This window comes from Arthrobacter sp. FX8 (genome assembly GCF_026723805.1).
GTDB lineage: Bacteria > Actinomycetota > Actinomycetes > Actinomycetales > Micrococcaceae > Arthrobacter.
This window is the reverse complement of sequence record NZ_CP113505.1, coordinates 251,888-275,280: the sequence shown is the minus strand read 5'-3', so window position 1 is coordinate 275,280 and position 23,393 is coordinate 251,888. Positions and strand designations below refer to the sequence as shown.

General features: G+C 65.7%; 19 protein-coding genes and 1 pseudogene. 9 read left to right on the top strand and 11 right to left on the bottom strand.

Features of this window, described 5'->3' with window-relative positions; all coding sequences use genetic code 11:
* Window positions 1–29 precede the first annotated feature (29 nt).
* Window positions 30–1,058: an L-idonate 5-dehydrogenase gene (locus OUO20_RS01205; RefSeq protein WP_268002653.1), complete on the bottom strand. Its 1,029-nt coding sequence runs from the start codon at window positions 1,056–1,058 to the stop codon at window positions 30–32.
* A complete protein-coding gene (locus OUO20_RS01200; protein ID WP_268002652.1) occupies window positions 1,055–2,440 on the bottom strand; it encodes an MFS transporter in 1,386 nt (461 codons plus the stop codon). The genes OUO20_RS01205 and OUO20_RS01200 overlap by 4 nt, the downstream gene beginning before the upstream one ends.
* A gap of 255 nt (window positions 2,441–2,695) precedes the next feature.
* On the opposite strand from OUO20_RS01200, the gene OUO20_RS01195 reads away from it, so the two are divergent.
* Window positions 2,696–3,346 carry a GntR family transcriptional regulator gene (locus tag OUO20_RS01195; protein WP_268003356.1) on the top strand — a complete coding sequence of 217 codons (651 nt, stop codon included), beginning with the start codon at window positions 2,696–2,698 and terminating at the stop codon, window positions 3,344–3,346.
* A 138-nt stretch (window positions 3,347–3,484) separates the two neighbouring features.
* The gene (locus OUO20_RS01190) at window positions 3,485–7,132 is read left to right on the top strand and encodes a TM0106 family RecB-like putative nuclease (RefSeq protein WP_268002651.1); all 3,648 of its coding nucleotides are present in this window, start codon (window positions 3,485–3,487) and stop codon (window positions 7,130–7,132) included.
* Between the two features lie 54 nt (window positions 7,133–7,186).
* Here OUO20_RS01190 and OUO20_RS01185 read toward each other — a convergent pair whose 3' ends face one another.
* From OUO20_RS01185 to OUO20_RS01175, 3 genes and pseudogenes are all read right to left on the bottom strand, one after another.
* Window positions 7,187–7,501, bottom strand: a complete 315-nt coding sequence (locus OUO20_RS01185; protein ID WP_018771392.1) for an acylphosphatase — start codon at window positions 7,499–7,501, stop codon at window positions 7,187–7,189.
* A 105-nt stretch (window positions 7,502–7,606) separates the two neighbouring features.
* Complete coding sequence (locus OUO20_RS01180; RefSeq protein ID WP_268002650.1) at window positions 7,607–8,551, bottom strand: pullulanase X25 domain-containing protein; 945 nt, start codon at window positions 8,549–8,551, stop codon at window positions 7,607–7,609.
* Between the two features lie 261 nt (window positions 8,552–8,812).
* Window positions 8,813–9,873: pseudogene (locus OUO20_RS01175) on the bottom strand (adenosine deaminase).
* 312 nt (window positions 9,874–10,185) lie between these two features.
* Between OUO20_RS01175 and OUO20_RS01170 the strand changes: the two are divergent.
* Window positions 10,186–10,827, top strand: coding sequence for a LysM peptidoglycan-binding domain-containing protein (locus tag OUO20_RS01170; protein WP_056389450.1), 642 nt, complete (start codon window positions 10,186–10,188; stop codon window positions 10,825–10,827).
* A 181-nt stretch (window positions 10,828–11,008) separates the two neighbouring features.
* On the opposite strand, the gene OUO20_RS01165 is transcribed toward OUO20_RS01170, so the two are convergent.
* Window positions 11,009–11,596, bottom strand: a complete 588-nt coding sequence (locus OUO20_RS01165; RefSeq protein ID WP_018771396.1) for a hypothetical protein — start codon at window positions 11,594–11,596, stop codon at window positions 11,009–11,011.
* Window positions 11,597–11,752: 156 nt separating this feature from the next.
* Here OUO20_RS01165 and OUO20_RS01160 point away from each other — a divergent pair, with 156 nt between their 5' ends.
* The 5 genes from OUO20_RS01160 (at window position 11,753) to OUO20_RS01140 (ending at window position 16,890) form a co-directional block, all read left to right on the top strand.
* Window positions 11,753–12,673, top strand: a complete 921-nt coding sequence (locus tag OUO20_RS01160; protein ID WP_142068461.1) for an MSMEG_6728 family protein — start codon at window positions 11,753–11,755, stop codon at window positions 12,671–12,673.
* Between the two features lie 3 nt (window positions 12,674–12,676).
* Window positions 12,677–13,537, top strand: coding sequence for an SDR family oxidoreductase (locus OUO20_RS01155; protein ID WP_144601316.1), 861 nt, complete (start codon window positions 12,677–12,679; stop codon window positions 13,535–13,537).
* 69 nt (window positions 13,538–13,606) lie between these two features.
* Window positions 13,607–14,002: a DUF1622 domain-containing protein gene (locus tag OUO20_RS01150; RefSeq protein ID WP_134165874.1), complete on the top strand. Its 396-nt coding sequence runs from the start codon at window positions 13,607–13,609 to the stop codon at window positions 14,000–14,002.
* Window positions 14,003–14,077: 75 nt separating this feature from the next.
* Window positions 14,078–15,841, top strand: coding sequence for an HNH endonuclease signature motif containing protein (locus OUO20_RS01145; protein ID WP_268002649.1), 1,764 nt, complete (start codon window positions 14,078–14,080; stop codon window positions 15,839–15,841).
* A 233-nt stretch (window positions 15,842–16,074) separates the two neighbouring features.
* Window positions 16,075–16,890, top strand: a complete 816-nt coding sequence (locus OUO20_RS01140) for a YqjF family protein (protein ID WP_268002648.1) — start codon at window positions 16,075–16,077, stop codon at window positions 16,888–16,890.
* Between the two features lie 27 nt (window positions 16,891–16,917).
* Here OUO20_RS01140 and OUO20_RS01135 read toward each other — a convergent pair whose 3' ends face one another.
* Window positions 16,918–17,238: a hypothetical protein gene (locus OUO20_RS01135; protein ID WP_018769623.1), complete on the bottom strand. Its 321-nt coding sequence runs from the start codon at window positions 17,236–17,238 to the stop codon at window positions 16,918–16,920.
* A 46-nt stretch (window positions 17,239–17,284) separates the two neighbouring features.
* Window positions 17,285–19,738: a Tex family protein gene (locus tag OUO20_RS01130; RefSeq protein ID WP_268003355.1), complete on the bottom strand. Its 2,454-nt coding sequence runs from the start codon at window positions 19,736–19,738 to the stop codon at window positions 17,285–17,287.
* A 137-nt stretch (window positions 19,739–19,875) separates the two neighbouring features.
* On the opposite strand from OUO20_RS01130, the gene OUO20_RS01125 reads away from it, so the two are divergent.
* Window positions 19,876–20,193, top strand: a complete 318-nt coding sequence (locus OUO20_RS01125) for a hypothetical protein (protein WP_018769621.1) — start codon at window positions 19,876–19,878, stop codon at window positions 20,191–20,193.
* A 251-nt stretch (window positions 20,194–20,444) separates the two neighbouring features.
* Here OUO20_RS01125 and OUO20_RS01120 read toward each other — a convergent pair whose 3' ends face one another.
* From OUO20_RS01120 to OUO20_RS01110, 3 genes are all read right to left on the bottom strand, one after another.
* Window positions 20,445–21,515: an alkene reductase gene (locus tag OUO20_RS01120; RefSeq protein WP_268002647.1), complete on the bottom strand. Its 1,071-nt coding sequence runs from the start codon at window positions 21,513–21,515 to the stop codon at window positions 20,445–20,447.
* Window positions 21,516–21,635: 120 nt separating this feature from the next.
* Entirely contained in the window at window positions 21,636–22,424 is a 789-nt protein-coding gene (locus OUO20_RS01115; protein WP_268002646.1) for a PKD domain-containing protein, read from the bottom strand.
* A gap of 161 nt (window positions 22,425–22,585) precedes the next feature.
* Window positions 22,586–23,242, bottom strand: a complete 657-nt coding sequence (locus tag OUO20_RS01110; protein ID WP_081620202.1) for a DUF6318 family protein — start codon at window positions 23,240–23,242, stop codon at window positions 22,586–22,588.
* Window positions 23,243–23,393: the final 151 nt, after the last annotated feature.

Sequence of the window (23,393 nt, the reverse complement as noted above, 5' to 3'; positions counted from 1 at the left end):
GCACTTACCGCTGTTTTGGTAGGTAGGTGTCAGTCCATGCTGAGGCGGAGCATGACCTTGCTGCTGCCCGCGGCCGGGTCCGCGGCGGTTTGCATTGCTTGCTCCGCGTCGCCGATATCGAACTTGTGGGTGATGATGGGCGAGACGTCCAAGCCTTCTTTCATGGCCTGCAGGGCATCGGTGATCTCGTCCACGAAACGGTAGGACCCGATCCAGGTGATTTCCCGGGTGACCAGGTCCCCCAGCGCGGAAGCCGCGGGAGTGCCGGGCAGGTTGCCCACCTGGATGATGGTGCCGCCGCAGGCCGTGGCGCGTAGGACTCCGCCCAGGACTGCGGGGATGCCCGTGGCCTCGAAGACGAGCTCCATGTCCGTGGGAAGTGCCCCGTGCGAGACGTTCAGTACCTCGTCGGCGCCCATGGCCTTGGCAATCAGCAAAGACGCGTCGCTGATGTCGGTGGCAATCACGGTCCGCGCTCCGGCGTACTTGGCGGCCGCCGTGACCAGCGACCCGATGGGACCGGCACCGTTGACCAGCACGTCCCGGCCTTGCAGGCTGCCGGCACGGCTGACCGCATGCATGGCGACGGCGAGCGGCTCCGCCAGTGCCCCACGGAGGGTGTCCACCCCGTCCGGAAGCGGCCGGACCTGGAATGCCTTGGCGAGTTTCCGTTCGCTGAACCCACCGTCGGTGTGGGGGTCGAACGCCGCCGAACCGAAGTACCTGACCTGCGGGTAGAGGTTGGTCCGGCCCCGGAGCCGCTCCGGCATGGTGCCGTCCCCCACCAGTTCGGCCGGGTGCACCGTGACGGGCTGTCCCACTTCGAGATGTTCGACGCCGGCGCCCAGCTTGGCGATCCTGCCCGCCACCTCGTGCCCCAGGACGAGCGGTGACTTCAGCGCCGCGGTACCCGACGCTCCATGGCGCCAGTACGAAAGGTCGCTGCCGCAAATGCCGCCCCATTCGACGTCGAGCACTACCTCTCCCGGCCCGGCGACGGGCTCGGGCCGCTCATCGATGCGGAGGTCGTTGGCACCGTGTACGACGACGGCCTTCATACGGCGTCCTCCAGGCGCACCATGTCGCGGCCGCGGACCTCGGGGCCAACAGCGGCGGAAACCAGGGTAATTAGCGAGTAGCCGATGACCATGGCGGCGAGCGGCCACCAGTGACCGGTGACTGCGGTAAGCGTTGCCGCCAGCAGCGGACCGATGGCCGTGGCCAGGATGCCGCCGATTTCCTTGGCGAGGGCCAGCTGGGTGAAGCGGGTGCGGGCACCGAAGAACTCGGCCATGGTGACGCTTTCCATGGCGAACAGGCTTAGCACGCCCAGGTTCAGTCCGATGACCATGGCGATGGTGATAAGCGCCGAATTGCCGCTGGTGATCATGAGCATCATCGGGATGGCGTAGAGGGCAGTGAGGGCGCTGAGCACCAGGTACAGGGGGCGGCGGCCGAAGCGGTCACCAAGGAGGCCAATCAAGGGGATGGTGACGAAGCCGAGGATCGAGCCATACATGATCGCGTTGGTGCCCACGCTCTTGTCAGTCATCAGGACCGTGGCAAGGTAGCCCACCAGGAAGGTCTGCACCAGTCCGGAGTTGCCGGCCTGGCCAAAGCGCAGGCCCAAAGCGATCAGGAATGCCTTGCCCTTCTTCTGGTGCAGGGCCGCTTCGATGGTGCTTGTCTTTGCGAGCTCCTCGGCCGCGGCGATTTCGCGCTTGGACAGTGCAACGCCGTCCACCACGTCAGCGCGCTCTTCGAAGACGGGGCTTTCCTTGATGGAGCGGCGGATCCAGATGGCGAAGAGCATGATGACGAAGCTGGCCAGGAACGGGATGCGCCAGCCCCAGCTCAGCAGGTCTTCCTGCGAAAGGGAGCTGACCAGGATGGCCCACAATGCCGAGGCGCCAAGGGTTCCGGAATTGGTGCCCAGGCAGACCAGGGAGGAGATGATGCCGCGGCGGCGTGCCGAGGCGAATTCCGCCAGCATGACCGTGGCGCCCGCGATTTCCGCGCCGGCTCCGAAGCCCTGGATAAGGCGCAGGGCCACCAGGAGGATGGGTGCCCAGATGCCCACCATGGCGTACGTGGGAAGCACGCCGATCAGGGTGGTGGAGGCACCCATCAGGGCGATGGTGATGTAGAGGACCTTCTTGCGGCCGATCCGGTCGCCCATGCGGCCAAAGTAGACGGCACCGAAGAGGCGGGCAACATACCCCACGCCGTAGGTGGCCATGGCGGCGATCAGGCCGATGACGGGGCTGACATCCGGGAAGAAGATCTTGTTGAAGACGATGGCGGCTGCCAGCGAGTAGAGCTGGAAGTCCATGAATTCCATCGCCGTGCCAAGCCAGCCGGAAACGGCCACCTTTGCCAGGTCGCGGGTGTTCCGGGCTTCAACCTTGCTGCCGGTGGGCGGTGCAATGCTTTCGGTCATCAGTTGCTCCTTTGCAGGTGATGCTGTCTCAGGGGAGGAAGAGCGTTGAGGGGGTATGAACAGCGGAAAGCTGTGGTCTGCCCGGCGACCTGTCGTGAGACAACAGTGACCGGCAGCACTTCGATTTCTACTACCATACAAGCACTACCATTCTAGTGTGTCAACGGGTTAGACTGATGGCATGGCAACGGACAAAAGAGGCGCTACCCCCGGCTTTCGGTACGCGACCAAACCCTTGAGACGCTCCGCGGCAGGATCATCTCGCTCCAACTGCCACCGGGTGAGCCCCTGTCCGAGAACGAGTTGGCGCAGGAACTCGGCGTCAGCCGTACACCCGTGCGCGAGAGCCTCATCCTGCTCCGCGAGGAAGGACTGGTCCAGGTTTTTCCCCAGATCGGCTCGTTCGTCTCGCTGGTGGACCTGGCGCGCGTCTCCGAAGCGCAGTTCATCCGCGAAGCCATTGAGTGCGCGTCACTGCGGGACCTTGCCGTGGACACGGAGGGCATCGCCGTCCTGCGCGGAATCCTCAAGGCGCAGTCGGATGCTGACGCAGGCGGCGACGTGGAGGAATTCTTCCGGCTGGACGAGGATTTCCACCGGGAACTCCTGCGCCTGGCCGGACACGAATCCGCCTGGAGTGCGGTCAACTCCGCCAAGGCACACCTGGACCGGGCGCGCCGGATGAGCCTGCTGGACACCCGGCCCGTTTCCACCTTGATCGAGCAGCACACGGCCGTGGTGGACGCACTGGAAGCCAACGACCTTTCCGATGCGGACAGCCGCCTGCGCCTTCACCTTCGCGCCGTCTTCGAGGACGTCCAGCGCATCCAGGAAGCCACCCCGGAGCTGTTCTCCGACGCGGCTGCCCGGCGTCCTTCACGGCGGAGCGTTGCCCGCCTGACTTAACGGGCGTCCCACGCCGTTTCCTCCCGGATCAAGAAACCCATTCCACTGACCCGGCATCTGTTTGTCAGTCCCTCTTGCTAGGTTTGATTCCAGGCCAGGGAAACCGTCTCCGGGCCCGCAAACAGTTGGGGAGGCCCCGTGTTTCTGCTGGACGCTGCCGGTCATCATGCCGGATCCGCTGCGCCGCCGGACCTGGTCTTCTCCGCCAGCGACCTTGTGGCAGCTTCCGAGTGTGAGTACCGCACGCTGCGAATCCTGGACGAAAAGCTGGGGCGTACTCCCAAGGCAGAGTTCCCGGTCGATGAGATGCAGAAGCGCGCCGGCGAACTGGGCGACCGGCATGAACAGACCGTGCTGGCCAGCCTGGTGGCCAAGTACGGCCAATGGGACGCGGGCCGCGGGTCCGGCGTCTACTCACTGGACCGCGGCCAAAACCTCCGGGGCGAGCTTCAGGCGAAACACGCAGAGACCGAACTTGCCCTGCGGTCCGGGGCGGACGTCGTGTTCCAGGCCACCTACTTCGACGGCGAGTTCCTTGGTTACGCGGATTTCCTGGTCAATGAGGCGGCAGGCACCGGGAACCCCGGCCGGTACGAGGTCTGGGACACCAAACTTGCCCGGCACGCCAAGGTGGGGGCCCTGCTGCAGCTGGCTGCCTACGGCGACCAGCTCCTCGGGATGGGGCTGGATCCCTCCCCCGCCGTCACGCTGGTCCTCGGCACCCGCGTCGGCGACGATTGGCTGCGGAGCAGCCATTCCCTGCCGGACCTGCTGCCCGTTTTCCGTGAACGACGGCGGCGCTTCCGCCAACTCACAGCCACCCACCGGGCGGCCGATGGTCCCGTCCAGTGGCAGCAGCCCGGCGTCGTGCATTGCGGGCGCTGCGACTACTGCGCCGAGCAGGTGAAGTTGCACAGGGATCTGCTGATGGTGGCGGGCATGTCCGTGGTCCAGCGACGGAAACTTCATGCTGCAAAGATCACCAGCATCGATGAACTGGCAGCCATGCCGGCCGGCGAAGCCAGGAACTCCGTGGCCCGGCTCCGCGCCCAGGCGAGGATGCAGCTGGGCCTGGACCAGCCCGCAGGCTCGAGGACATTTACCAAGGATGGCCAGCCGCACACGGTCTCCTACACGGTCCTTCCGGACAACACCATCGGATCGCTGCCCGCCCCCAGTGCCGGGGACATCTTCTTCGACTTCGAGGGCGATCCGCTGTGGCAGGACCCGGCCACCGGCGCGTGGGGCATTGAGTACCTCTTTGGCGTCATCGAGGCCCCGGTGCCTGGTGCGGAAGGCGATCCCGTCTTCCGCCCGTTCTGGGCGCACTCCCGTTCCGGGGAGCGCCGCGCCTTCCTGGACTTCCTGGACTACGTGGAAAAGCGGCGTGCCCGGTACCCGGACATGCACGTTTACCACTACGCCCCGTACGAAAAGACCGCGCTGCGGAACCTTTCGCTTGCGCACCAGGCGGGCGAGGACACGGTGGATGACTGGCTCCGGCAGGGGCTGCTGGTGGACCTGTACGCCACGGTGCGGCATTCCCTTCGGATCTCGGAGGCGTCGTACTCCATCAAGAAGCTTGAACCGCTGTACATGGGAGACAACCTCCGGTCCGGGGACGTCAAGGACGCCGGCGCTTCGGTGGTGGCCTACGCCGCCTATTGTGCCGCCCGCGATGAAGGGCGGCAGGACGAGGCCGACACCATCCTGGCGTCGATTTCCGACTACAACCGGTACGACTGCCTCTCCACCCTTCGGCTGCGTGACTGGTTGCTTCGAATCGCTTCCGTGGCCCGTGCGGACGCCCAAGCGTCAGGGGACGCCCCTGCGGCGGCTGCTTTGACCGTTGCTCCCCCGACAGATCCCGCAGTCGACGGACGCCAGGATGCACAGGACGAAACCGCCGAAGAACGTCGGCTCCGCGAGTATCTTGCCGGCCTGCCGGACAACCGCCCGTGGACTGACGACGAGCGTGCCATCGCCATGGTTGCGGCAGCCACCGGATATCACCGGCGTGAGCGCAAGCAGTTCTGGTGGCAACACTTCGACCGGGTCGAGGCGCCGCTGGAAAACTGGTCCGACCAACGCAACGTGTTCGTTGTATCGTCAGCGGAAGTCGTCTCGGACTGGGCGTTGGCCAAGCCCCGGGAACGGATGCAAACCCGCGTCCTGAAGCTCCGAGGCACCATGACGGAGGGCTCCGATTTCCGCGCCGACTCCAACTGGTGCCGGCTGTACGACGCCCCGGGACCTGATGGCATGACCGCCCCGGACGCTGCCCCGGGGACCAGGGCCTACTCCTTCGGGACCAGGATCAGCGAACTGGAGCCGGCACCGGACAGCCCGGAACACTTCGTGACCATTGCCGAGCGGGAGACCGGGAAAGTTCGCGCCTATCCGCACCTTCCGGTGGCACTCACGGAGGACCAGCCCCTGGCCACCGCCAGCATTGAAGCAGCCATCGCGGACATCGCCAGCGCTGTCGGGGCTTCGGTGCCGTCCCTCCCCGCGCAACCGGGCCTGGACATCCTGCGCAAGTTGCCGCCGCGGTTCCACTCGCTGCCAGGGCCGGCGGACGTCCGGCATGGCGACGATGGTTCAGCCGATTACGCGCCGGCCATCACCGAATCTTTGCGGGACCTGGACCACTCCTATCTGGCCGTCCAGGGTCCGCCAGGGACAGGCAAAACCTACGTTGGTGCCCATGTCATCGGCAGGCTGGTGGCCGAGGGCTGGAAGGTCGGGGTGGTTGCCCAGTCCCACAACGTGGTGGAAAACCTGCTCTGCCGGGCAATCGAAACCGGCGGAGTGGACCCCCAGGTGGTGGGCAAGAAACTGGCCGCACCCCATCCTGTCCCCTGGAACCTCACCTCAGAAGGCGACGTGTCCCGCCTGCTGGCATCCCCGGGCGGATGCCTGGTGGGCGGCACCGCCTGGACCATGACCGGCAAGGAAGTCCCCGCCGGGTCCCTCGATCTCCTGGTCATTGACGAGGCCGGGCAGTTCTCGCTGGCCAACACCCTGGCGGTCAGCGTCGCGGGTACGCGGCTGCTCCTGCTTGGCGATCCCCAGCAGCTCCCGCAAGTCACCCAGGGCGCGCACCCGGAACCAGTGGACCAGTCCGCGCTTGGCTGGCTCGCGGCCGGCCACGCCACCCTTCCCGTAAGCCTGGGCTACTTCCTCGCCGATACCTGGCGGATGCATCCGGACCTGTGCCGGGCAGTGTCGAACCTCAGCTACGAGGGAAGGCTGGCATCGGCTCCGGCCGCGTCCCTTCGCGAACTGGAGGTCCTGGCGCCCGGGGTGGAGACGGTGTTCGTCAACCACACCGGCAACGCCACCGCGTCAAAAGAAGAAGCTGCAGAAGTGGTAAGCCAGGCCCGCCGGCACCTTGGCCTGAAATGGACCTGCGGCCCGGAGACCGAATCCCGCCCCCTCGGGCAGCAGGACCTGCTGGTGGTGGCCGCCTACAACGCCCAGGTCCACCTGATCCGCAGGCACCTGGCGGAGGCCGGACTGCCCGATGTCCGGGTGGGCACCGTGGACAAGTTCCAGGGCCAGGAAGCTCCCGTGGTGCTGGTCTCCATGGCATGCTCGGCCGTGTCAGAGGCTCCGCGGGGAGCGGAGTTCCTGCTCAACCGGAACCGCATCAACGTGGCGGTGTCCCGCGGCCAGTGGCGCGCGGTCATCATCCGTTCCCCCGACCTCACCAGCTACATGCCGCACAAGCCCGCGGGGCTGGAGGAACTCGGGGCCTTCATCGGGCTTAGTCCGCGGGATTAGCGCGGGACAGGCCCCCTGACGGCGCCGCGGGAACGTCGCTGCCGCGGGAGCGACTCAGTGCGCCCGGAAGCCCCGGAATTGACCGGAGGCTTCGGACATCGATGCCTCCACGTTGTCCACCCGGCCCGGCGTGCGGCCGGATTTGAGCCACTCCAGGAGCTGGCGCACCTTCGGCTCGGGCCCCTCGGCCACCACGGAAACCGAACCGTCGTCGAGGTTCTTCACTTCGCCGGAAAGTCCAAGGTCCTCAGCCTGGCCCATGGTCCGGAAGCGGAAGCCCACAGCCTGCACCATGCCGGACACGCGCGCGTCCAGCCGGATATTGGCCTGCGCCGGGTTTTCCTGCGCGGGCCCTGCGTGCCTACCCATGGTGGACCTCCTCGTCCGCAGCTTGCCGTCCCGGCCGGGCCGCGCTACCTGTCACCGTTGTTTGGAAACGACAGTCAGCGCGGCCCGGCCGGGCGGATGCATCCCTTAGTTGATGGTGATGTCGCGGGTGGCGTGGTTGTAGCGGATGGTCACCTTGCCGCCGGCGTGGTGCAACTCGTGGTTGGGACCGTCGAACGTGCCGAAGGCACCGTAGTTCTCAGTCCAGGATCGGTTGAGGGCGATCTTGAAGGTGTAGAACCCGGCGGGAAGCTCGGCGCTCTTCTTCCACAGCTGGTCCAGGAAATCGAATTCCATCTGCGCTTCGTCGTACTGCGGTGCCCAGTTCTCCGGGGCACCCAGGATGGTGTTGAAGTCACCAGCCAAGGCCACAGCTTCGGGCTGCGGAAGGGTTTCAACGTCCGGGCCCTCGAACGGCTCGGTGGCGGCGGAGGTCTCGGCAGCGGGGGCTGCTGCTGCTGCCTTGTCCTTGGCCGAAGCCTTGCCCTTGCGTACTGCCTTCACTACGGGTTCGACGGCGTCTTCGATCGCCTTGGCTGCCTTGCCCACCGCCGAGGCGGCCTTCTTCGCGGGAGCCTTCCTGGCGGTCTTCTTCGGAGCCTCCTCCTTGGCCGGAACCTCCAGCGTCGCCGCGGCGGCGGAGACCGGGCGGACAAAGCCTTCGGGAGCCGTGGGAACGGGAGTATCGGCAGGGACGGGAGTGCCGGCGTCGAGCGCTGCGGCGAAGGAATCAGCGTCGGGGAAGGCGACGGTAGCGCGCATGCCGTCCTCGGTGATGGTCCAGCCCGAGCGGCCCTTGATCAGCCAGCCGGCCTTGACCAGCTTGGCGGTGGCGGAGGTGAGGGTCTTGTGGCCGCGCGGGATTCCGCCGCTGAGAAGTTCTGCCTCATGCTCGTTGAACGGCACGCGGGCAGTTGCTTCCGCCAGGACCTGGCCTGCATTCAGTGCATCGCCGGACCACACGCCTTCGGTCAGGACATCGAGCACGGTCTTGAGTCGAAGGTAGGTGTTTTCTGCGGTGGACTTGGCCATGATTCCCCTTATATAAAAGCGATCGGTCTTAGGCATCTTGCCAACAGCCGATTAAATCGCGCGACTTTAATTGGTAAATTCTGCGTGTCGTGACCGACTATGAAGCGGATAGTGCCGCAAGTGAGGCGGAGGTCTCGGGTAAGGGCTGTCTGCATAACCCTCAAGTGCTGGCATGGATGCTGCCCTGCACTCCCCAGACACGCCTGCGGCACTTAGTTTACCGGGCAGAAAGACCGGCTGTTGCCCCCGACACAGCAGCGGTCAGTCGGACACTTCCCTGCCGTTCAATTCCGCCAGCAGCTCCGCTTTCCGCTCCTCTGACGCGAACGAGGAATGGATGGAGTTCGCTGCGAGGCGTGCCCTGTCGAAATCAGAGAGTTCAAACACCGAAGTCAGCTGCGCAAAGTTGTCATCCACGTAGCCGCCGAAGTAGGCGGGATCGTCTGAGTTGACCGAGACGTTGAGTCCGGCGGCCAGCATCGCGGGCAACGGATGGTCGGCCAGGGTGTCTACGGCACGGAGCCGGACGTTGGACAGGGGACAGACCGTCAGGGGAATGCGTTCGTCCACCAGGCGCTCCACCAGGTCGGGGTCATCCATGCAGCGGATGCCGTGGTCGATCCGCTCCACGCCCAGGAGGTCCAGGGCTTCGATGATGTACGACGCCGGGCCCTCCTCCCCGCGTGCGCCGTCAACCGCAGGCCTGCTTCACGCGCCTTCGCGTACAGCCGCTCAAACTTGGACGGCGGGTTTCCCACTTCGGCCGAATCCAGGCCGATGGCACCGATGGGCGCATTCATGGCCAGCAGCCGGCCGAGGACTTCCAGCGCGGAGTCCTCCGGCAGGTCCCGGAGGAATGCCGCGATCAGGATGGTGGAGATACCGTATTCCTCCTCCGAGGTCGCCAGCACCGATGCCACACCCCTGACGCACGCCTCAAGGGGAATGCCGCGGGAGAGGTGCGCCTGCGGGTCCATCATGATTTCCGCGTGCCGGACCCCGGCGGCAGCAGCCCGCTCCAAGTAGGCCCGGGTCATGTCCGCAAAGTCCTGCTCGGTACGCAGCACCGCCATGTTGGCGTAGTAGAGGTCAAGGAAGGACTGCAGATCCGTGAACTCATACTTCTCGCGGAGTTCGTCCAGACCGGAATACGGCAGCGCAATACCGTTGCGCTCGGCCAAGGCAAAGATGAGCTCGGGCTGCAGCGTGCCCTCGACGTGCAGGTGCAGTTCTGCCACCGGGAGGGGCTTGGCAGGGGCTGCGGGTTCCGCAGGGTCCGTTTCGGTTTCGGGCATGGTGCTGCCGCCGGCAAAGTTGTCCATCCGGTCAGGATAGTGCCCCTCCCGGTTTTGCGCCTGCCCGGGACTTCGACGCCTTAAAGACCGCCGGCTCCCCCCAGATGCACTGCACCTACCCGACACCCCTGCTGGAATCTCGATTTGATAACGCCCAAGCGATGTCCTAGCGTGAAATGCATGCCCGCCCGGCGGGCTCTTTGATTGCCCGGTGCTGCCTCCACCAGAACTGCCCAGCGGCAGCCACCGACAGTGACCTCTATTTGTCAGGGGCGGGCAGTGGCGCGACGATCTCCGGGGACGGAACCAGCGCTGGTGGCCTTCAGGAGCATCACCATCATGAAAAACACCAAATTCCGTACTGCCGCACGCCGTGGAGTCACCCTGGCCGCCGTCTCCGCGGCAGGTTTGGCCCTCTCAGCCACGGCGGCCAACGCAGCCACCCCGACCTCCACCTGGGATGCACTCGCCCAGTGCGAGAGCGGCGGCAATTGGTCCATCAACACCGGTAACGGCTTCTCCGGCGGCCTGCAGTTTACCTCCAGCACCTGGGCCGCTTACGGCGGAACCGGCTCCCCCGCGGATGCCAGCCGTGAACAGCAGATCGCGGTAGCGGAGCGGGTCCAGGCCTCCCAGGGTTGGGGTGCCTGGCCCTCCTGCGCGTCCCAGCTCGGCCTGAGCGGTGGCGGCGGAGCCCCGGTCCAGAGCGCGCCCGTCCAGGCTGCTCCCACGCAGAGCGTCCAGGTTCAAAGTGCCCCGGCTCAAAGTGCTCCGGTTAAGCAGGCACCGGCGCCGCGGCATGCTACGTCGGTTGCCCTTAGCGGCGAGACCTACACGCTGCAGGCCGGGGATACCCTGAGCATTGTTGCCGACAAGCTGGGCATCCAGGGCGGCTGGCAGCATCTTGCCGACGCCAACCTGGACACCATTTCGGATCCGAACCTCGTGTTCGAGGGACAGGTTATCCAGCTTCCCGCGTAACGCCTGAGGCGGCATCACCAGCGGCCCCCTGGCCGCCCGCCTTTGGAAGGCGACACAGACAGGTCGGCGATAGACAAATTCCGTTGACCAAAAGACGACCCCGGCACACCCCCACAAGGGATGTGCCGGCGTCGTTCTTTTAATTCCCGGGCCGCTGCCGGAGTCGGCAGGGAACCGCCGGTCAGCTGGCCGGCAGTTCGCGGACGATCCGCACCTTCCAGGCGGAGTCGTCGCTGGTGTCCAGCAGGGCAACCGTGCCGTGCGCAAGGTTCAGGGCGACACGCTTGACGGCCAGCAACTCCAGGTAGAGGTGCTCGTTCATGCGGCTGGGGGTGTCGATCATGTATTTCACGGCGTCGCGCACCTTGCGGTAGTTGGCGCTGCGTTCGCGGTGCATGTGCAGTTCCAGGGCGGAGCGCTGCTTGAGCCGCGGTTCGTGCCGGTTGAGCAGCGTCACTGCTGCGTGGACCGCAACGACCAGGGCGAGTGAGACTCCGTAGATCCACACGCCGCTGGACAGCAGGAACAGGGGCAGGTTGCCGATGGCCACAAGCGCGATGACCACGCGAAGGGCGGCGATCCGCCGGACCGTCCTGGCCACGGTGGCCATGCCGTCGCGGAACCGGTGCTGGTCCTTGCGCGCGGCGGCGGGATCGATGGTGAACTCGTCGAGGACCAGGATTCCCTGGGCTTCCGGGGCCAGCATCTGCCCGAAACGGGGCAGGGCGGTGCGGGCGTGGGCGACTGCTTTGTCAGGTGTAGATGTCATGAGAGAGCTTCCGAAACGCGATTGGGGTTGCGGTGATCTTAGTGGTTTAACCTGAACGTCGTATGCATGCGTCCACTATTTGGACATTAACCTCTCCGCGATGTGGCCGTTGGCACAGCAATTGGCACTTCCGCCGGGGACCGTCAGACTGAATAGATGCAAACCTTCCTCCCGTACCCTGACTTCCGCCAAAGCGCCAAAGCCCTGGACACTGCACGGCTGGGCAAGCAGCGGGTTGAAGCGCTGCAGACCCTCCGCGCCCTGGTGATTCCCGGGTACGGTTGGCAGACCCACCCCGCGATCCGCATGTGGATGGGCCACGTGCCGGCCCTCACCATGTATGGGCTGGCGATGGTGGACGAATGGATCGAACGTGGCCACCCGGACAACACCCGGGCGAACATCGCCGAGTTTGCGCCGCAGGCTGCCCATCCGGACTACGCCGCCAAGATCATCCTGCCGCCCTGGCTCGGGGACCCCGACTTCCACCTGAGCCACCGTTCCAAGCTGGTGCACAAGGAACCGAAGTTCTACACGTCCGTTTTCCCGGACGCCATTCCGGACATGGACTACGTCTGGCCCGAACCCCGGCACGAATTCCTGCCGCAGGAACCGGAGGGGGACATTCTCTGGATCCTGCGGGAGCCGCATGACGACGTCGACCCCCAGTCGCTCAGGACCGTTGCGCTTCCGCCGGTGAACCGGAGCGCTGCTGCCGCGGCCGCGATGTCGGCCGGAGATGACGGTTACTCCCCTGTCTACGTGGACGACGGGTCCCGCCGGCCGTCACGGGCGCCCAAGAAGGCGCCCCCGAAGCCTCAGGAGAAGAAGCCCACCCGCAAGCGCGCGGCGCAGGAGGAGGCGTTCCGGACCCTCCCGGGGAAGACGCCGGTTGCGGTTCCGTTCGAGAACGGAGCCAGGTTCGCCGTGGGACAGGTCGTGGGGCGCCCCATCACCCTCGATGACGGCCGCTTTGGCAGGAATTTCGAGGTCATGGAGATCATTGACCGCTCCGCGTTCGCGTACCCGGCGCTGTTGCAGGATCCGCGCGTGTTCTTCCCGGTTGAGGCGCCGTAGGTCGTGACGATTCTTTTGGCAGGGTGCGGCGACCTGGGTACCGAAGCGGGGCTCAGGTTCGCTGCGTCGGGGCACAGGGTTGTGGGCTGGCGCCGGTCCCCTGCGAAGCTTCCGGCAGCCATTGAAGGTGCTGCGGCGGACCTGGGCTCGCCCGAACTGCCGCCAGTCCCTGCGGACACCACCGCCGTCGTCATTGCCGTCGCTGCCGATTCCCCCTCGGAAGAGGCATACCGGACGGCGTATGTACGTGGTGTGGCACATGTCCTGGATGCGCTCGAGCGTGACGGCGTGCACCCGGACCGGGTGTTATTTGTTTCCTCCACGGCCGTCTACGGCGATGCGGGTGGCGGCTGGGTGGACGAATCCACGGCGCCGGATCCGGGCGGCTTCTCCGGACGGGTGCTGGTGGAAGCCGAGGATCTCCTGCACAACAGGCTTGCGGGAACCGGGACCACCGGTATTGCGCTCAGGTTGGGAGGCATCTACGGGCCGGACCGGACGCGGCTGATTGACCAGGTGAAGACAGGCTCGGCCGTGGTTCCCGAGGACGTGCGCTACACCAACCGGATCCACCGTGACGATGCAGCGGCCGCCATTGTGCACCTTGCCACCATGGAGGCTGCGCCCGCGCCGGCATATATCGGCGTGGATGATGAGCCGGCCGAGCTGGGTTCCGTGTTGCGGTTCCTTGCAGCCGAACTTGGGCTTCCAGAACCCCGGGTGGGTGACGCCGGTCCCGCTCGTGGAGGCAACAAGCGTTGCCGTAACCACCTGCTCCGAAGCACCGGGTTCACCTTCACGTTTCCCACGTTCCGGGAAGGGTACAGGGACGTCATAGCAGGGAACGGCATCCGCCATCCGTGACGAAGGCCGCCGTCCAATGGGTTACAGCCAGGTTGGCCGCGGGATGCCTGGCCCGAGCTAAGGCGGGGCATGGAATTTCGGCAGGTCATTGAGGCAGTTGGGCAGCTTGTCGACTTTGCGGGAGTCGCGGTGATGGTGATCGGGGCCGTGGTGTCCCTCCCGCTGGCGATCCGTGGCCATCAGCCGCGCCAGCTTCCGCCGGGGGCCGGGAAGCTGGGTTTCTACCGGTCCTACCGCCAGTTGCTGGGCCGGTCCATCCTGCTGGGCCTTGAACTGCTCGTCGCCGCCGACATCATCCGCACCGTTGCCGTCACACCCACGTTCGCCAGCGTTGGGGTGCTGGCCATCATCGTGCTGATCAGGACGTTCCTCAGCTTCTCCCTGGAATTGGAAATCACGGGGCGCTGGCCCTGGCAAAAGGAGCCGGCCGCGGCTCGTACCGGCTCCGCCGCCGCCCCCAGCTGAGCACCCGGGGTTGGGTTTTCCACATAGGGGTTTTGGGGGCTCTTGAGTGTCGGTGGTGGCTGGCAGAGTTGGGTTATGGAGGCCATTGGGGAGCAGCTGGATGAGTCGTTCGGCGGGTTGTTCGGCGGGTTGTTCGGCGGGAACGCTGACGACGCCGGCAGCCGGCGGACGAGTCCGGCCCGCCTTCGCGCCGTCCCCGGCGGGGAGGGATCCGGCCCTGCCATCCTCGGGGCACTTGCCGAAGAACTCGCCACCGCCGCCCTGGCCGCCCCGGACCTCCTGGCAGCAGCCACCTATGTCGAGGCCGCCGATTACGCCGCCCGGGTCGAGAACCTTGCCCGCACCGTGGAGTACCTGCAACTCATCTCAGCCCTGACTGTGGACCGGACCCGCACCCAAGCCATCACCCAGGCCGCGGCCAGGACCACCCACCCTGCCGCGCCCTCCCCTGCCGATGACGGCTGCCGCAACACCGCAGAGTTCCTCCGCCTCAGGCTCCGCATCCCCATCCGCGAAGCACGCCGCCGCCTCACCCTCGCCCAGCACACCCTGCCCCGCACCAGCCTCACCGGCGAACCACTCCCGCCAACCCGGCCCCACCTCGCCACCGCCCTCACACCCCACCCCGGCACGGACAGGACCCCGCAACCGCCCACCGGAACCCTCCAGGCACCGGCCGTGTCCTCCCACGCCGCGACCCTCATCACCGCCACCCTGGACCGGCTCCAACACCACACCACCCCGCACACCCTGGACCGGATCGAAAAGCACCTCACCACCGCAGCCACCACCACCGACCCCGACTTCCTCACCCGCCTGGCCCAACGCTGGACCGACACCATCGACGCCGACGGCACCGAACCCACCGAAGAAGCCCTCCGCCACACCCAAGGCGCCTTCATCCGCAAACCACGCCACGGCCTGCACCACCTCGAAATCTTCGCCACCACCGACCAATACGAACACCTCCTCACCGTCATGAACACCGCCACCAACCCCCGCACCACCACCCCAAACACCAGCACCAGCACCGGCACCGGCACCGGCACCGGGAACATCGCAACGGCGAACAACGCAACCGACCACACCGCCCAGCAGGCCCCGCCCGACCTGCCGGACCTGGACCGGCGCACCCGCGCCCAAAAACAACTCGACGGCATCATCACCGCCGCCAAAACCGCACTCGCCACCAACACCCTGCCCACCACCGGCGGCAACAAACCCCAAATCATCGCCACCATCCACTACCGGGACCTCTTCCCCACCCACACCACCACCCACAGCCCAGAAACAGGGACAGGGAAAGGGCCGGGAGCAGGAACACAGGACCGGCCGGGAGCAAAACCGGGAATACCCGCACCACCAGGGACACAGACAGGCACAGGGACAGAGGCAGGGACCGGGGCTTTCGCGTTCACCGGCCCCGTCGCCGCCACCACCCTGCGCAAAATCGCCTGCGACGCCGACATCATCCCCGCACTCCTGGGCACCAATGGCGAAATCCTCGACCTCGGCCGCAAAACCCGCCTCTTCACCCCAGCCCAACGCACCGCCCTCACCACCCGAGACCAAGGCTGCGCCTTCCCCAACTGCACCATCCCCGCACCCTGGTGCGAAGCCCACCACATCACCTACTGGACACACGGCGGACCCACCACCACCAACAACGGCGCCCTGCTCTGCAGCCACCACCACCACCTCATCCACAAAGAACAATGGACCATCACCACCACCAACCACACCCCAACCTTCATCCCCCCACCCCACATCGACCCCACCCAAAAACCCCAACAAAACCACTACTTCAAACCCCCACCACCACCCCACCAACACGAATGAAGACCAGACGGCCTTGCCACTACGGTTGCCCAGAAGTCCCGGCCGGGACCCCCTTGCCATCAGGCTCTTCCGGCCCGGCCCGGCCCTTCCTTCGACAACACCACCCGGGGACCGGCAGCCTCAGTTAGGCTTCAAGCATGACGGGCACATCAGTGCGAACGTTGCTGAATTTCTCTGCCTAGATCAGTCCAGCGAGCCTATTCAGCCGGGCCAATCGAAGGAGCACATGGGCCTTGACCGGAAACTTGGGTGCCCCGGCAGTGTGGCCGCGGCCACCGGAACTTCCTGCGCCGGTATTCTCCGACCAGCGGTGGCTCGACGCAGTCTTCCTCCACTGGCGCATCACGGAGGAAGAGGCAGCAACTTTCATGCCCGATGGCGTCCGGCCGGACGTGTTCGACGGCAGTTCGTGGGTGGGCCTGATCGGTTTCCGCATGGAACAGGCGGGACTTGGACGCGGGCCGGGCATTCCCTATCTGGGGAGCTTCAACGAGGTCAACGTTCGGCTGTATTCGCGGGAACCAAATGGGACCCGCGGCGTAGTGTTCCTGAGCCTGGATGCGAACCGGCTGCCCGTCGTTCTGGCAACGCGAGCGGTGGGAATTCCCTACGTGTGGTCCCGTATCCGGCAAAGGCCGCCTTTTCCCGGCAGTAGCGTCCGGCGCCAGCATGGCCACAGCGAGGTCGAGGCCGCCGCGATCACTGATGAATTTCCTGTGGGCTACTCCGTGCGCCGGTTCGGCAGCGCGGCGGCACGCAGCGACTTCACGGTGGTTCCCAGACTCCGCGCCGCCGCCGGCGATCCCCTGTCAGTCTTTCTGACCGCCAGGTTCGGCATGCATGGGCACTTCTTCGGAAGGACGGCCTTCATACCGAACACGCACCAAGCGTGGCCACTGTTCGGAGCTAATGTCCACCAGCTCAGCGACGGACTCATCAAAGCTGCCGGCATCAGTGTGGGCGGGCCGCCCGAGTCTGTCCTCTACTCGCCTGGAGTCCGGACCAGATTCGGCAGGCCACGTCTGGTCTGCGCCAGCGCCACCGGCTAAACCTCACGATCCGGCTGATGCAAACCTTTAGACGTCCTGCCAGCCCTGGCCTTCGCTGAAAGTACTCACCAGCGTGCCCACCCCCGCCTGCAGGGAGTTCGACGGGTCGAAGTACAAGGATGCCTCCGAGGCGCGGCTGTGGGTGATCAGCTGCTCAGCCTCGAGCTTCGCCTCAGGCACGGTAGCTCCGATAATTGCCGTACGGGCCGGAAGCTCGGGCGTGTGCACCACGTCGGCGCCGGTCTGGGTCAGCGGAACCGTGGTGCCGGTGTTGATCTCGTCGTGCGGGAACTCGAACTCGGCATCACCGGGAGCGGCAGGAACTGTGTACTCCAGGAAATAGGTCATACTCCACCCTTGCAGAAAAGCCGCCACTGCCAAAAGCCCTGATGGACTACTTGCCCAGGCCGGCCTTCCTGAGCGCCTCCGCCATTGCCGTGTTGACGGGCTGGGCTACAGGAGTGGGACGGCCACCACCCGCGGTCCTGCCTGACGGCTGCTTCCCTGGCTGTTGCCGGTCCGGGCGTCCGCTGCGCTCACCCTTGCTGCCGCCCGCTCCCCGGCGGTTGTCGTTCCCGCCCGGTCTCCCTGCCCCGGGCTTCGCCGAGCCGCTCCGCCCGGAACCTGCACCGCCGCTGGCCGGTTCGTCGTCGAGCCTTAGGGTCAACGAAATCCGCTTCCGCTCAGGATCAGCTTCCAGGACCTTGACCCTGACCACCTGACCGGACTTCACCACCTCGCGCGGATCGGACACAAAGCGGTTGGCCAGGGCGGAGACGTGGACCAGGCCGTCCTGGTGGACTCCGATGTCCACGAAGGCACCAAACGCCGCAACGTTGGTCACGGTTCCTTCGAGAATCATGCCCGGCAACAGATCAGCGATCTTTTCGATCCCCTCCGAGAAGGTGGCGGCGGCAAAGGCGGGCCGGGGGTCGCGCCCCGGTTTGTCCAGCTCAGCCAAGATGTCCCTGACCGTCGGCAGACCGAAGGTATCGTCAACGAACTTCTGTGGGTCCAGGGACGACGCCGGGGCCGCGCCGGCGGCCTTCAAAACCTTGCGCGCGACGGCGTATGCCTCCGGGTGCACGCTCGACGCGTCCAACGGCTCGGCTCCTCCGGAGATCCTCAGGAAGCCGGCACACTGTTCGAAGGCCTTCGCGCCCAGCCGCGGTACCTTCTTGAGGTCGGTGCGCTTGTTGAAGGGTCCGTGCTCGTTCCGGTAGGCCACAATGTTTTCGCTCAGCAAAGGACCGACGCCGGCCACCCGGCTCAGCAGCGCGGGCGAGGCGGTGTTGACGTCAACACCCACGGCGTTGACGCAGTCCTCCACGACGGCGTCCAGGCTGCGGTCCAGCTTCGACGCCGTCACGTCGTGCTGGTACTGGCCCACGCCGATGGATTTGGGGTCGATCTTCACGAGTTCGGCCAGCGGATCCTGCAGCCGCCGGGCAATGGAAACGGCGCCCCGGAGCGAAACGTCCATTCCCGGCAGTTCCGCGGCGGCGAGCGCGGAAGCAGAGTAGACGGACGCGCCAGCCTCGGACACCACGAGTTTCTGCGGTTTCCAGTCCACGTCCGGGAGGAGCTTGATCAGTTCGGCAGCCAATTTGTCCGTCTCGCGGGACGCCGTGCCGTTGCCGATGGCTACGAGTTCGACGGCGTGCTGCCGCGCCAACCGCACCAGGGTGGCCAGGGCGTCGTCCCACCTGCGTGCCGGGGCGTGCGGGTAGACCGTGTCTGTGGCCACCACCTTGCCGGTGCCGTCCACCACTGCGACCTTGACGCCCGTGCGCAGTCCGGGATCCAGCCCCAGCGTGGCGCGGTTTCCAGCAGGGGCGGCCAGCAGGACGTCGCGGAGGTTTGCTGCGAACACCCTGACCGCTTCGTCTTCCGCCGCCGCGAATAATCTTGCCCGGAGATCAGAGGTGAGGCGGGACAGCACGCGCGAGCGCCATGCCACCTGCGCGGTCTGCAGCAGCCAGGCGTCGGCGGGGCGGCCGCGGTCGGCGACCCCGAGGAACCTGGCCACGGCGGACTCGTAGCGGGCGCGGGCGGCGGTGAGGGCGGCCTCGTCCGATGGATCGGCTTCGGCGAGGTCCAGCTCAAGGATGCCGTCCTTCTCCCCGCGGAACAGCGCGAGGACCCGGTGGGACGGCATCCTGTCCGGCGCCTGGGCGAACTCAAAGTAGTCCGCAAATTTCTGGCCTTCTGCCTCTCTGCCCTTCTTGACGCGGGACACCATCCGGCCCTGGACCCACAGCCGGTCCCGCAAATTCGCTGCGAGGTCGGGATCCTGGGCCACCCTTTCCACCAGGATGGAGCGTGCACCTGCGAGCGCGGCGGCGGCGTCATCAACGGAATGCGCGCTGTTGAGGTACTTCGCGGCCTCGCGGTCGGGATCCAGGTCCGGCCGCTTCAAGAGTGTGTCCGCGAGCGGCTCCAGGCCTGCTTCCCGGGCGATCTGGGCCTTCGTCCGCCGCTTGGACTTGAACGGCAGGTAGATGTCCTCAAGCCGCGACTTGGTGTCCGCCGCCAAGATTGCCTTGCGCAGTTCCGGCGTCAGCTGGCCTTGCGCTTCGATCGCGTCGAGGACGGCACGACGGCGGTCCGCCAGCTCCCGGAGGTAGCGGAGCCGTTCGTCGAGGTCGCGGAGTTGGGTGTCGTCCAGCGTCCCGGTGGCTTCCTTGCGGTACCGGGCGATGAACGGAACTGTCGAGCCGCCGTCGAGCAATTCAACTGCAGCCTTCACTTGCCAGGCCTTGACCCCCAGCTCAGCAGCGATCCGGGCAAAGAGTTGGTCCTCCCCTGATGCGCTGGGGCGGACGGAAGCGGCGGAAGGTCCTGGCATTTGGGTCACCAGAACATCTTGCCTTACCGGCCTGCGGGGCTCCACCGCCGCCGTACTCGCTGAGGCGCCATAGGGAGAAGCAGGTATTCCCCTGGGACGCGCAAAGTGCTGTAGTGGACTAGCCATCACTGGCACCCATGCTCGAGGAAGAGGCCACCATGCGGGAATTGCTGGTTGTGTTTCAGGACGGGTTCGACGAAGCGAACGTCACCGTGACCGTGAACGGGAAGGCTGTGCGCAGGGATGTGGGGATTTCCACGAATCCGCTTCTCGGCATCGCGTCAGAGGTCTCGGTAGAGCTGCCGGCCAAGGGTGCCCAGGTGGGCGTTGAGGTCACCAACCGTGGGCTGAAAGCCATCACCAAGGTCAGCGGCAGGCCCAAGAGTGTGCTGGTGTCCATCGAGGACGGGCGCTTGGTGATGAAGGAAGGGACCGGCCGGGAAGCCGTGCTCTAGCGCTTTTTCCTTGCGGCAAAACTGGCTCTGGTAAGAGTCCATTCGTTGGAGTAGCATCTGATCACCGCCGGCATCCGATGGAGTCCGGCGGGCCACATAATTCTTCAGCCGTGAGGTCGTCGGATGACCTTCCGGTGTTGCTGCCCGGGACCAGCACCCCAGACAGCCAACGACGGCGGCACCCATGATGGGTGCCGCCGTCGTCGTTTTGTTCGACTCGGCCGATCCGCCGCTCAGCCCTGGTAAGCCGCTCAGCCCTGGTAGGCCGGGTAATCCGTGTAACCGGTGGCGCCTTCGGCGTAGAAGGTGGAGGCGTCGGGCTCGTTCAGCGGAAGGCTTTCCTTCCAGCGGCGGGCAAGGTCCGGGTTAGCGATCGCGGGGCGGCCCACCACCACGGCGTCCGCATGGCCCTCAGCCACCAGGCTCACGGCTTCTTCCCGGGTGGTGACCACGCCGAAGCCTGTGTTCACCAGGAAGGTGCCGCCGAAGCGTACGCGAAGGTCCTGGACAAGTTCGCCGGCAGGTTCGTGGTGCAGGATGCTCAGGTAGGCGAGGTTGAGCGGCGCAATGCTGTCCACGAGGACTTCGTACGTAGCACGAACATCCGCGGCGTCGGTCTCGGCAATGCCCTGGACGTTGTGCTCCGGGGAAATGCGCAGGCCCACCCGGTTCGCGCCGAGGGCGGCAACCACTGCGTTGACCGTTTCGATCACAAAACGGGCGCGGTTCTCGGGTGATCCGCCGTAGCTGTCGGTCCGGATGTTGGAATTCGGCGCTAGGAACTCGTGCAGGAGGTAACCGTTGGCCGAGTGCAGTTCCACACCGTCGAACCCTGCCTCAATTGCGTTCAGGGAGGCGTTGACGATCTCCTGGATGACGACGGGGAGTTCGTCGGTGGTCAGTGCCTGCGGCACCTGGTAGGGCTTCTTGCCGGCCGGCGTCCGGACGTCGCCGTCAATCGCTACGGCACTGGGGGCGACGATGTGCAGACCGCCGGTGATGTCAGGGTGCGAAACCCGGCCGCCGTGCATGATCTGGGCGAACATGCGCCCGCCTTCGGCGTGGACGGCATCCGTAACCTTTTTCCACCCTGCAACCTGCTCCTGGGTGACGATGCCCGGCTGGCCGGGATAGGCCTGTCCTGCGGGGGTGGGGTAGGTGCCCTCGCTGACGATGAGGCCAAGGGACGCGCGCTGGCGGTAGTGCTCGACGACGAGCGGGCCCGGGATGCCTTCCTGGCCGGCGCGGAGGCGGGTCAGGGGTGCCATCACCAGCCGGTTGGGAAGTTCAAGTTCGCCGAGGGTGAGTGGGGAAAACAGCATGCGCAGTTCCTTTCGAAGGCTGAAGACGTACTGCCTTTGCCAACTGTGGGGCGCGTGCAACTATTCCGGACTTTCGCTGGTGCGATGGGGATCACAGCCAGTTCTGCCCTGCTTTTGAACCTACCGTGGCGCTCCGGCACCCGGACAGCCCTGCCCCTGGGGATTGGCGTTGCAGTCGTCGGCGTAGTTGCGGGTGAGCGAGCGCCAGACGCTGATCCCTTGCGGGGGCGCGCTGAACTGGCCCTGGCCGGGTATCGGAAGGGGTGGACCGGAGTTCACCGAATAGGTGCCTTGGAACGAGGTTGTCAGCACCACCTGGAAATCGCCGGTGGATGCGTAGGCGTGGCTGGTCCGGGTCTTCTCGCCCCACCTGTCCTGCGGCAAGGCGCCGCCCATTGACGGCTGGGGGCCGAAAATTGTGCCGTCCCCGTAGTTCCAGGTGTATTGGACGGGTGTCGCCACCACGTGTACCTGTTGGCCGAACATGGTGATGTCGAACTGCTGTTCAATGGCTTCCGCGTAAAAGTTCGTCTCCGCGCCCCGGAGGGTATTGGGGCTGGGCTGCCCCACAACCTTCCCGGCGTTGACCGGCAGGTTCTGGAACTGGCGCTGGATGTCGGCGGCGATCCGGGGCAGGAGGTCCTCGGGCTTCGGGTCGTAAAGGCAGGTGGGTCCTGAGTGATGCGCCCAAACCGCGCCGGGCACGCCCCGCGGCCGCGACAACCACACGACCGGAATGCCCTTGGCACCGTCCTCCCGGTCCTTGCAGTCGAGCTGGCGGGCAAGGCAAGGGGTGTCAAAGTCTCCTCCGCCGAGGTGGCATTGGAGCTCGTACTTGTACTCGTTGGGGTCGGTGCTTACAGTCCCAGGTTCAGCACGACTAAATTCGCCAGTACCGGGGTCAGGCACCCAATTATCAGCCCCTACGCGAACTCCGGTGTTCACAAAGCCCCCGCCGATCCGTGGCTTCGAGTCCGAAGTGTCTTCTGCATAGGCAGTCAAAAAAGACGTAATCAAAAGCACCACACAGCAGGCGAGGACTGCGAGGGCCTTGCCTAGGTAGGCCATGGCTATCGGGTCAGCCCAAGGTCGTTGACCACCCATGCTGCGTCGGCGAACTTCACCATCGCGACGCTTCCCGCATTTGTTGCGGCTGTCTTCTCTTGATAGAGGCTTCCGTCGTGGTTATGGATAGCCAGTTCTTTCTGAAGTACTTGTAGAACCACCTGCATAGAGCCGTTGGTGGAAGGCTTGGCGGTAGCAACCGGAACTTCTATTTGGCCGCCAGAAATCCACTTACCTTCAGCCCAAGCAGCTTCGATATCGTCAACGAGACCCCGACAGAAGGTGCATTCAGCTTTGGAAAGCTTCGATAGAGCAACAGTGTCACCCGTCTCATATGCATAGCTCAGGACGGAGAACCAATACTTAGTAAATGCCTCTGCCCCTTCTTTCGTTTCCGTCTTGGCTACTTCCGGCAACACGGGAACCGGCACGTTTTGGGCGGGGCCGGACGCGTCGGCTGGCTTATAGACGGCGCTGGGTGTGGGGGTGGGAGTCGGCGTGGTGCTGGCTGTGGGCGTCTCGGCCGCCACGGGCGACGAAGTGCCGCCCGGCCCCGGAGAGCCCCCGGAATTGCAGCCGGACAGAGCCAGTGAAAGACCAATAACAAGGGCTGCTGCCCCGGACCGCACAGCGCGGGACGTAAAGAAGTTCTGTGATGTCATGGGCCGCTGTACCCCCAGTAAATTTCAAGACGGCTTGCTCCGGACAGTGAGTTAAGGGTAGCCCACGTCACAATTCGGCGACCGAACTTATCCACAGGCGGACCCGGTTCCGTTTCTACCATCCGGAATGCGACAGAAGAAGTCATAAAGG

What these genes read in the sequence shown, in the direction of transcription:
- OUO20_RS01205 (WP_268002653.1), bottom strand. Translation starts at nt 1,058, where the DNA reads ATGAAGGCCGTCGTCGTACACGGTGCCAACGACCTCCGCATCGATGAG.
- OUO20_RS01200 (WP_268002652.1), bottom strand. Translation starts at nt 2,440, where the DNA reads ATGACCGAAAGCATTGCACCGCCCACCGGCAGCAAGGTTGAAGCCCGG.
- OUO20_RS01185 (WP_018771392.1), bottom strand. Translation starts at nt 7,501, where the DNA reads ATGGGTAGGCACGCAGGGCCCGCGCAGGAAAACCCGGCGCAGGCCAAT.
- OUO20_RS01180 (WP_268002650.1), bottom strand. Translation starts at nt 8,551, where the DNA reads ATGGCCAAGTCCACCGCAGAAAACACCTACCTTCGACTCAAGACCGTG.
- OUO20_RS01170 (WP_056389450.1), top strand. Translation starts at nt 10,186, where the DNA reads ATGAAAAACACCAAATTCCGTACTGCCGCACGCCGTGGAGTCACCCTG.
- OUO20_RS01165 (WP_018771396.1), bottom strand. Translation starts at nt 11,596, where the DNA reads ATGACATCTACACCTGACAAAGCAGTCGCCCACGCCCGCACCGCCCTG.
- OUO20_RS01160 (WP_142068461.1), top strand. Translation starts at nt 11,753, where the DNA reads ATGCAAACCTTCCTCCCGTACCCTGACTTCCGCCAAAGCGCCAAAGCC.
- OUO20_RS01150 (WP_134165874.1), top strand. Translation starts at nt 13,607, where the DNA reads ATGGAATTTCGGCAGGTCATTGAGGCAGTTGGGCAGCTTGTCGACTTT.
- OUO20_RS01145 (WP_268002649.1), top strand. Translation starts at nt 14,078, where the DNA reads ATGGAGGCCATTGGGGAGCAGCTGGATGAGTCGTTCGGCGGGTTGTTC.
- OUO20_RS01135 (WP_018769623.1), bottom strand. Translation starts at nt 17,238, where the DNA reads ATGACCTATTTCCTGGAGTACACAGTTCCTGCCGCTCCCGGTGATGCC.
- OUO20_RS01130 (WP_268003355.1), bottom strand. Translation starts at nt 19,738, where the DNA reads ATGCCAGGACCTTCCGCCGCTTCCGTCCGCCCCAGCGCATCAGGGGAG.
- OUO20_RS01125 (WP_018769621.1), top strand. Translation starts at nt 19,876, where the DNA reads ATGCTCGAGGAAGAGGCCACCATGCGGGAATTGCTGGTTGTGTTTCAG.
- OUO20_RS01120 (WP_268002647.1), bottom strand. Translation starts at nt 21,515, where the DNA reads ATGCTGTTTTCCCCACTCACCCTCGGCGAACTTGAACTTCCCAACCGG.
- OUO20_RS01110 (WP_081620202.1), bottom strand. Translation starts at nt 23,242, where the DNA reads ATGACATCACAGAACTTCTTTACGTCCCGCGCTGTGCGGTCCGGGGCA.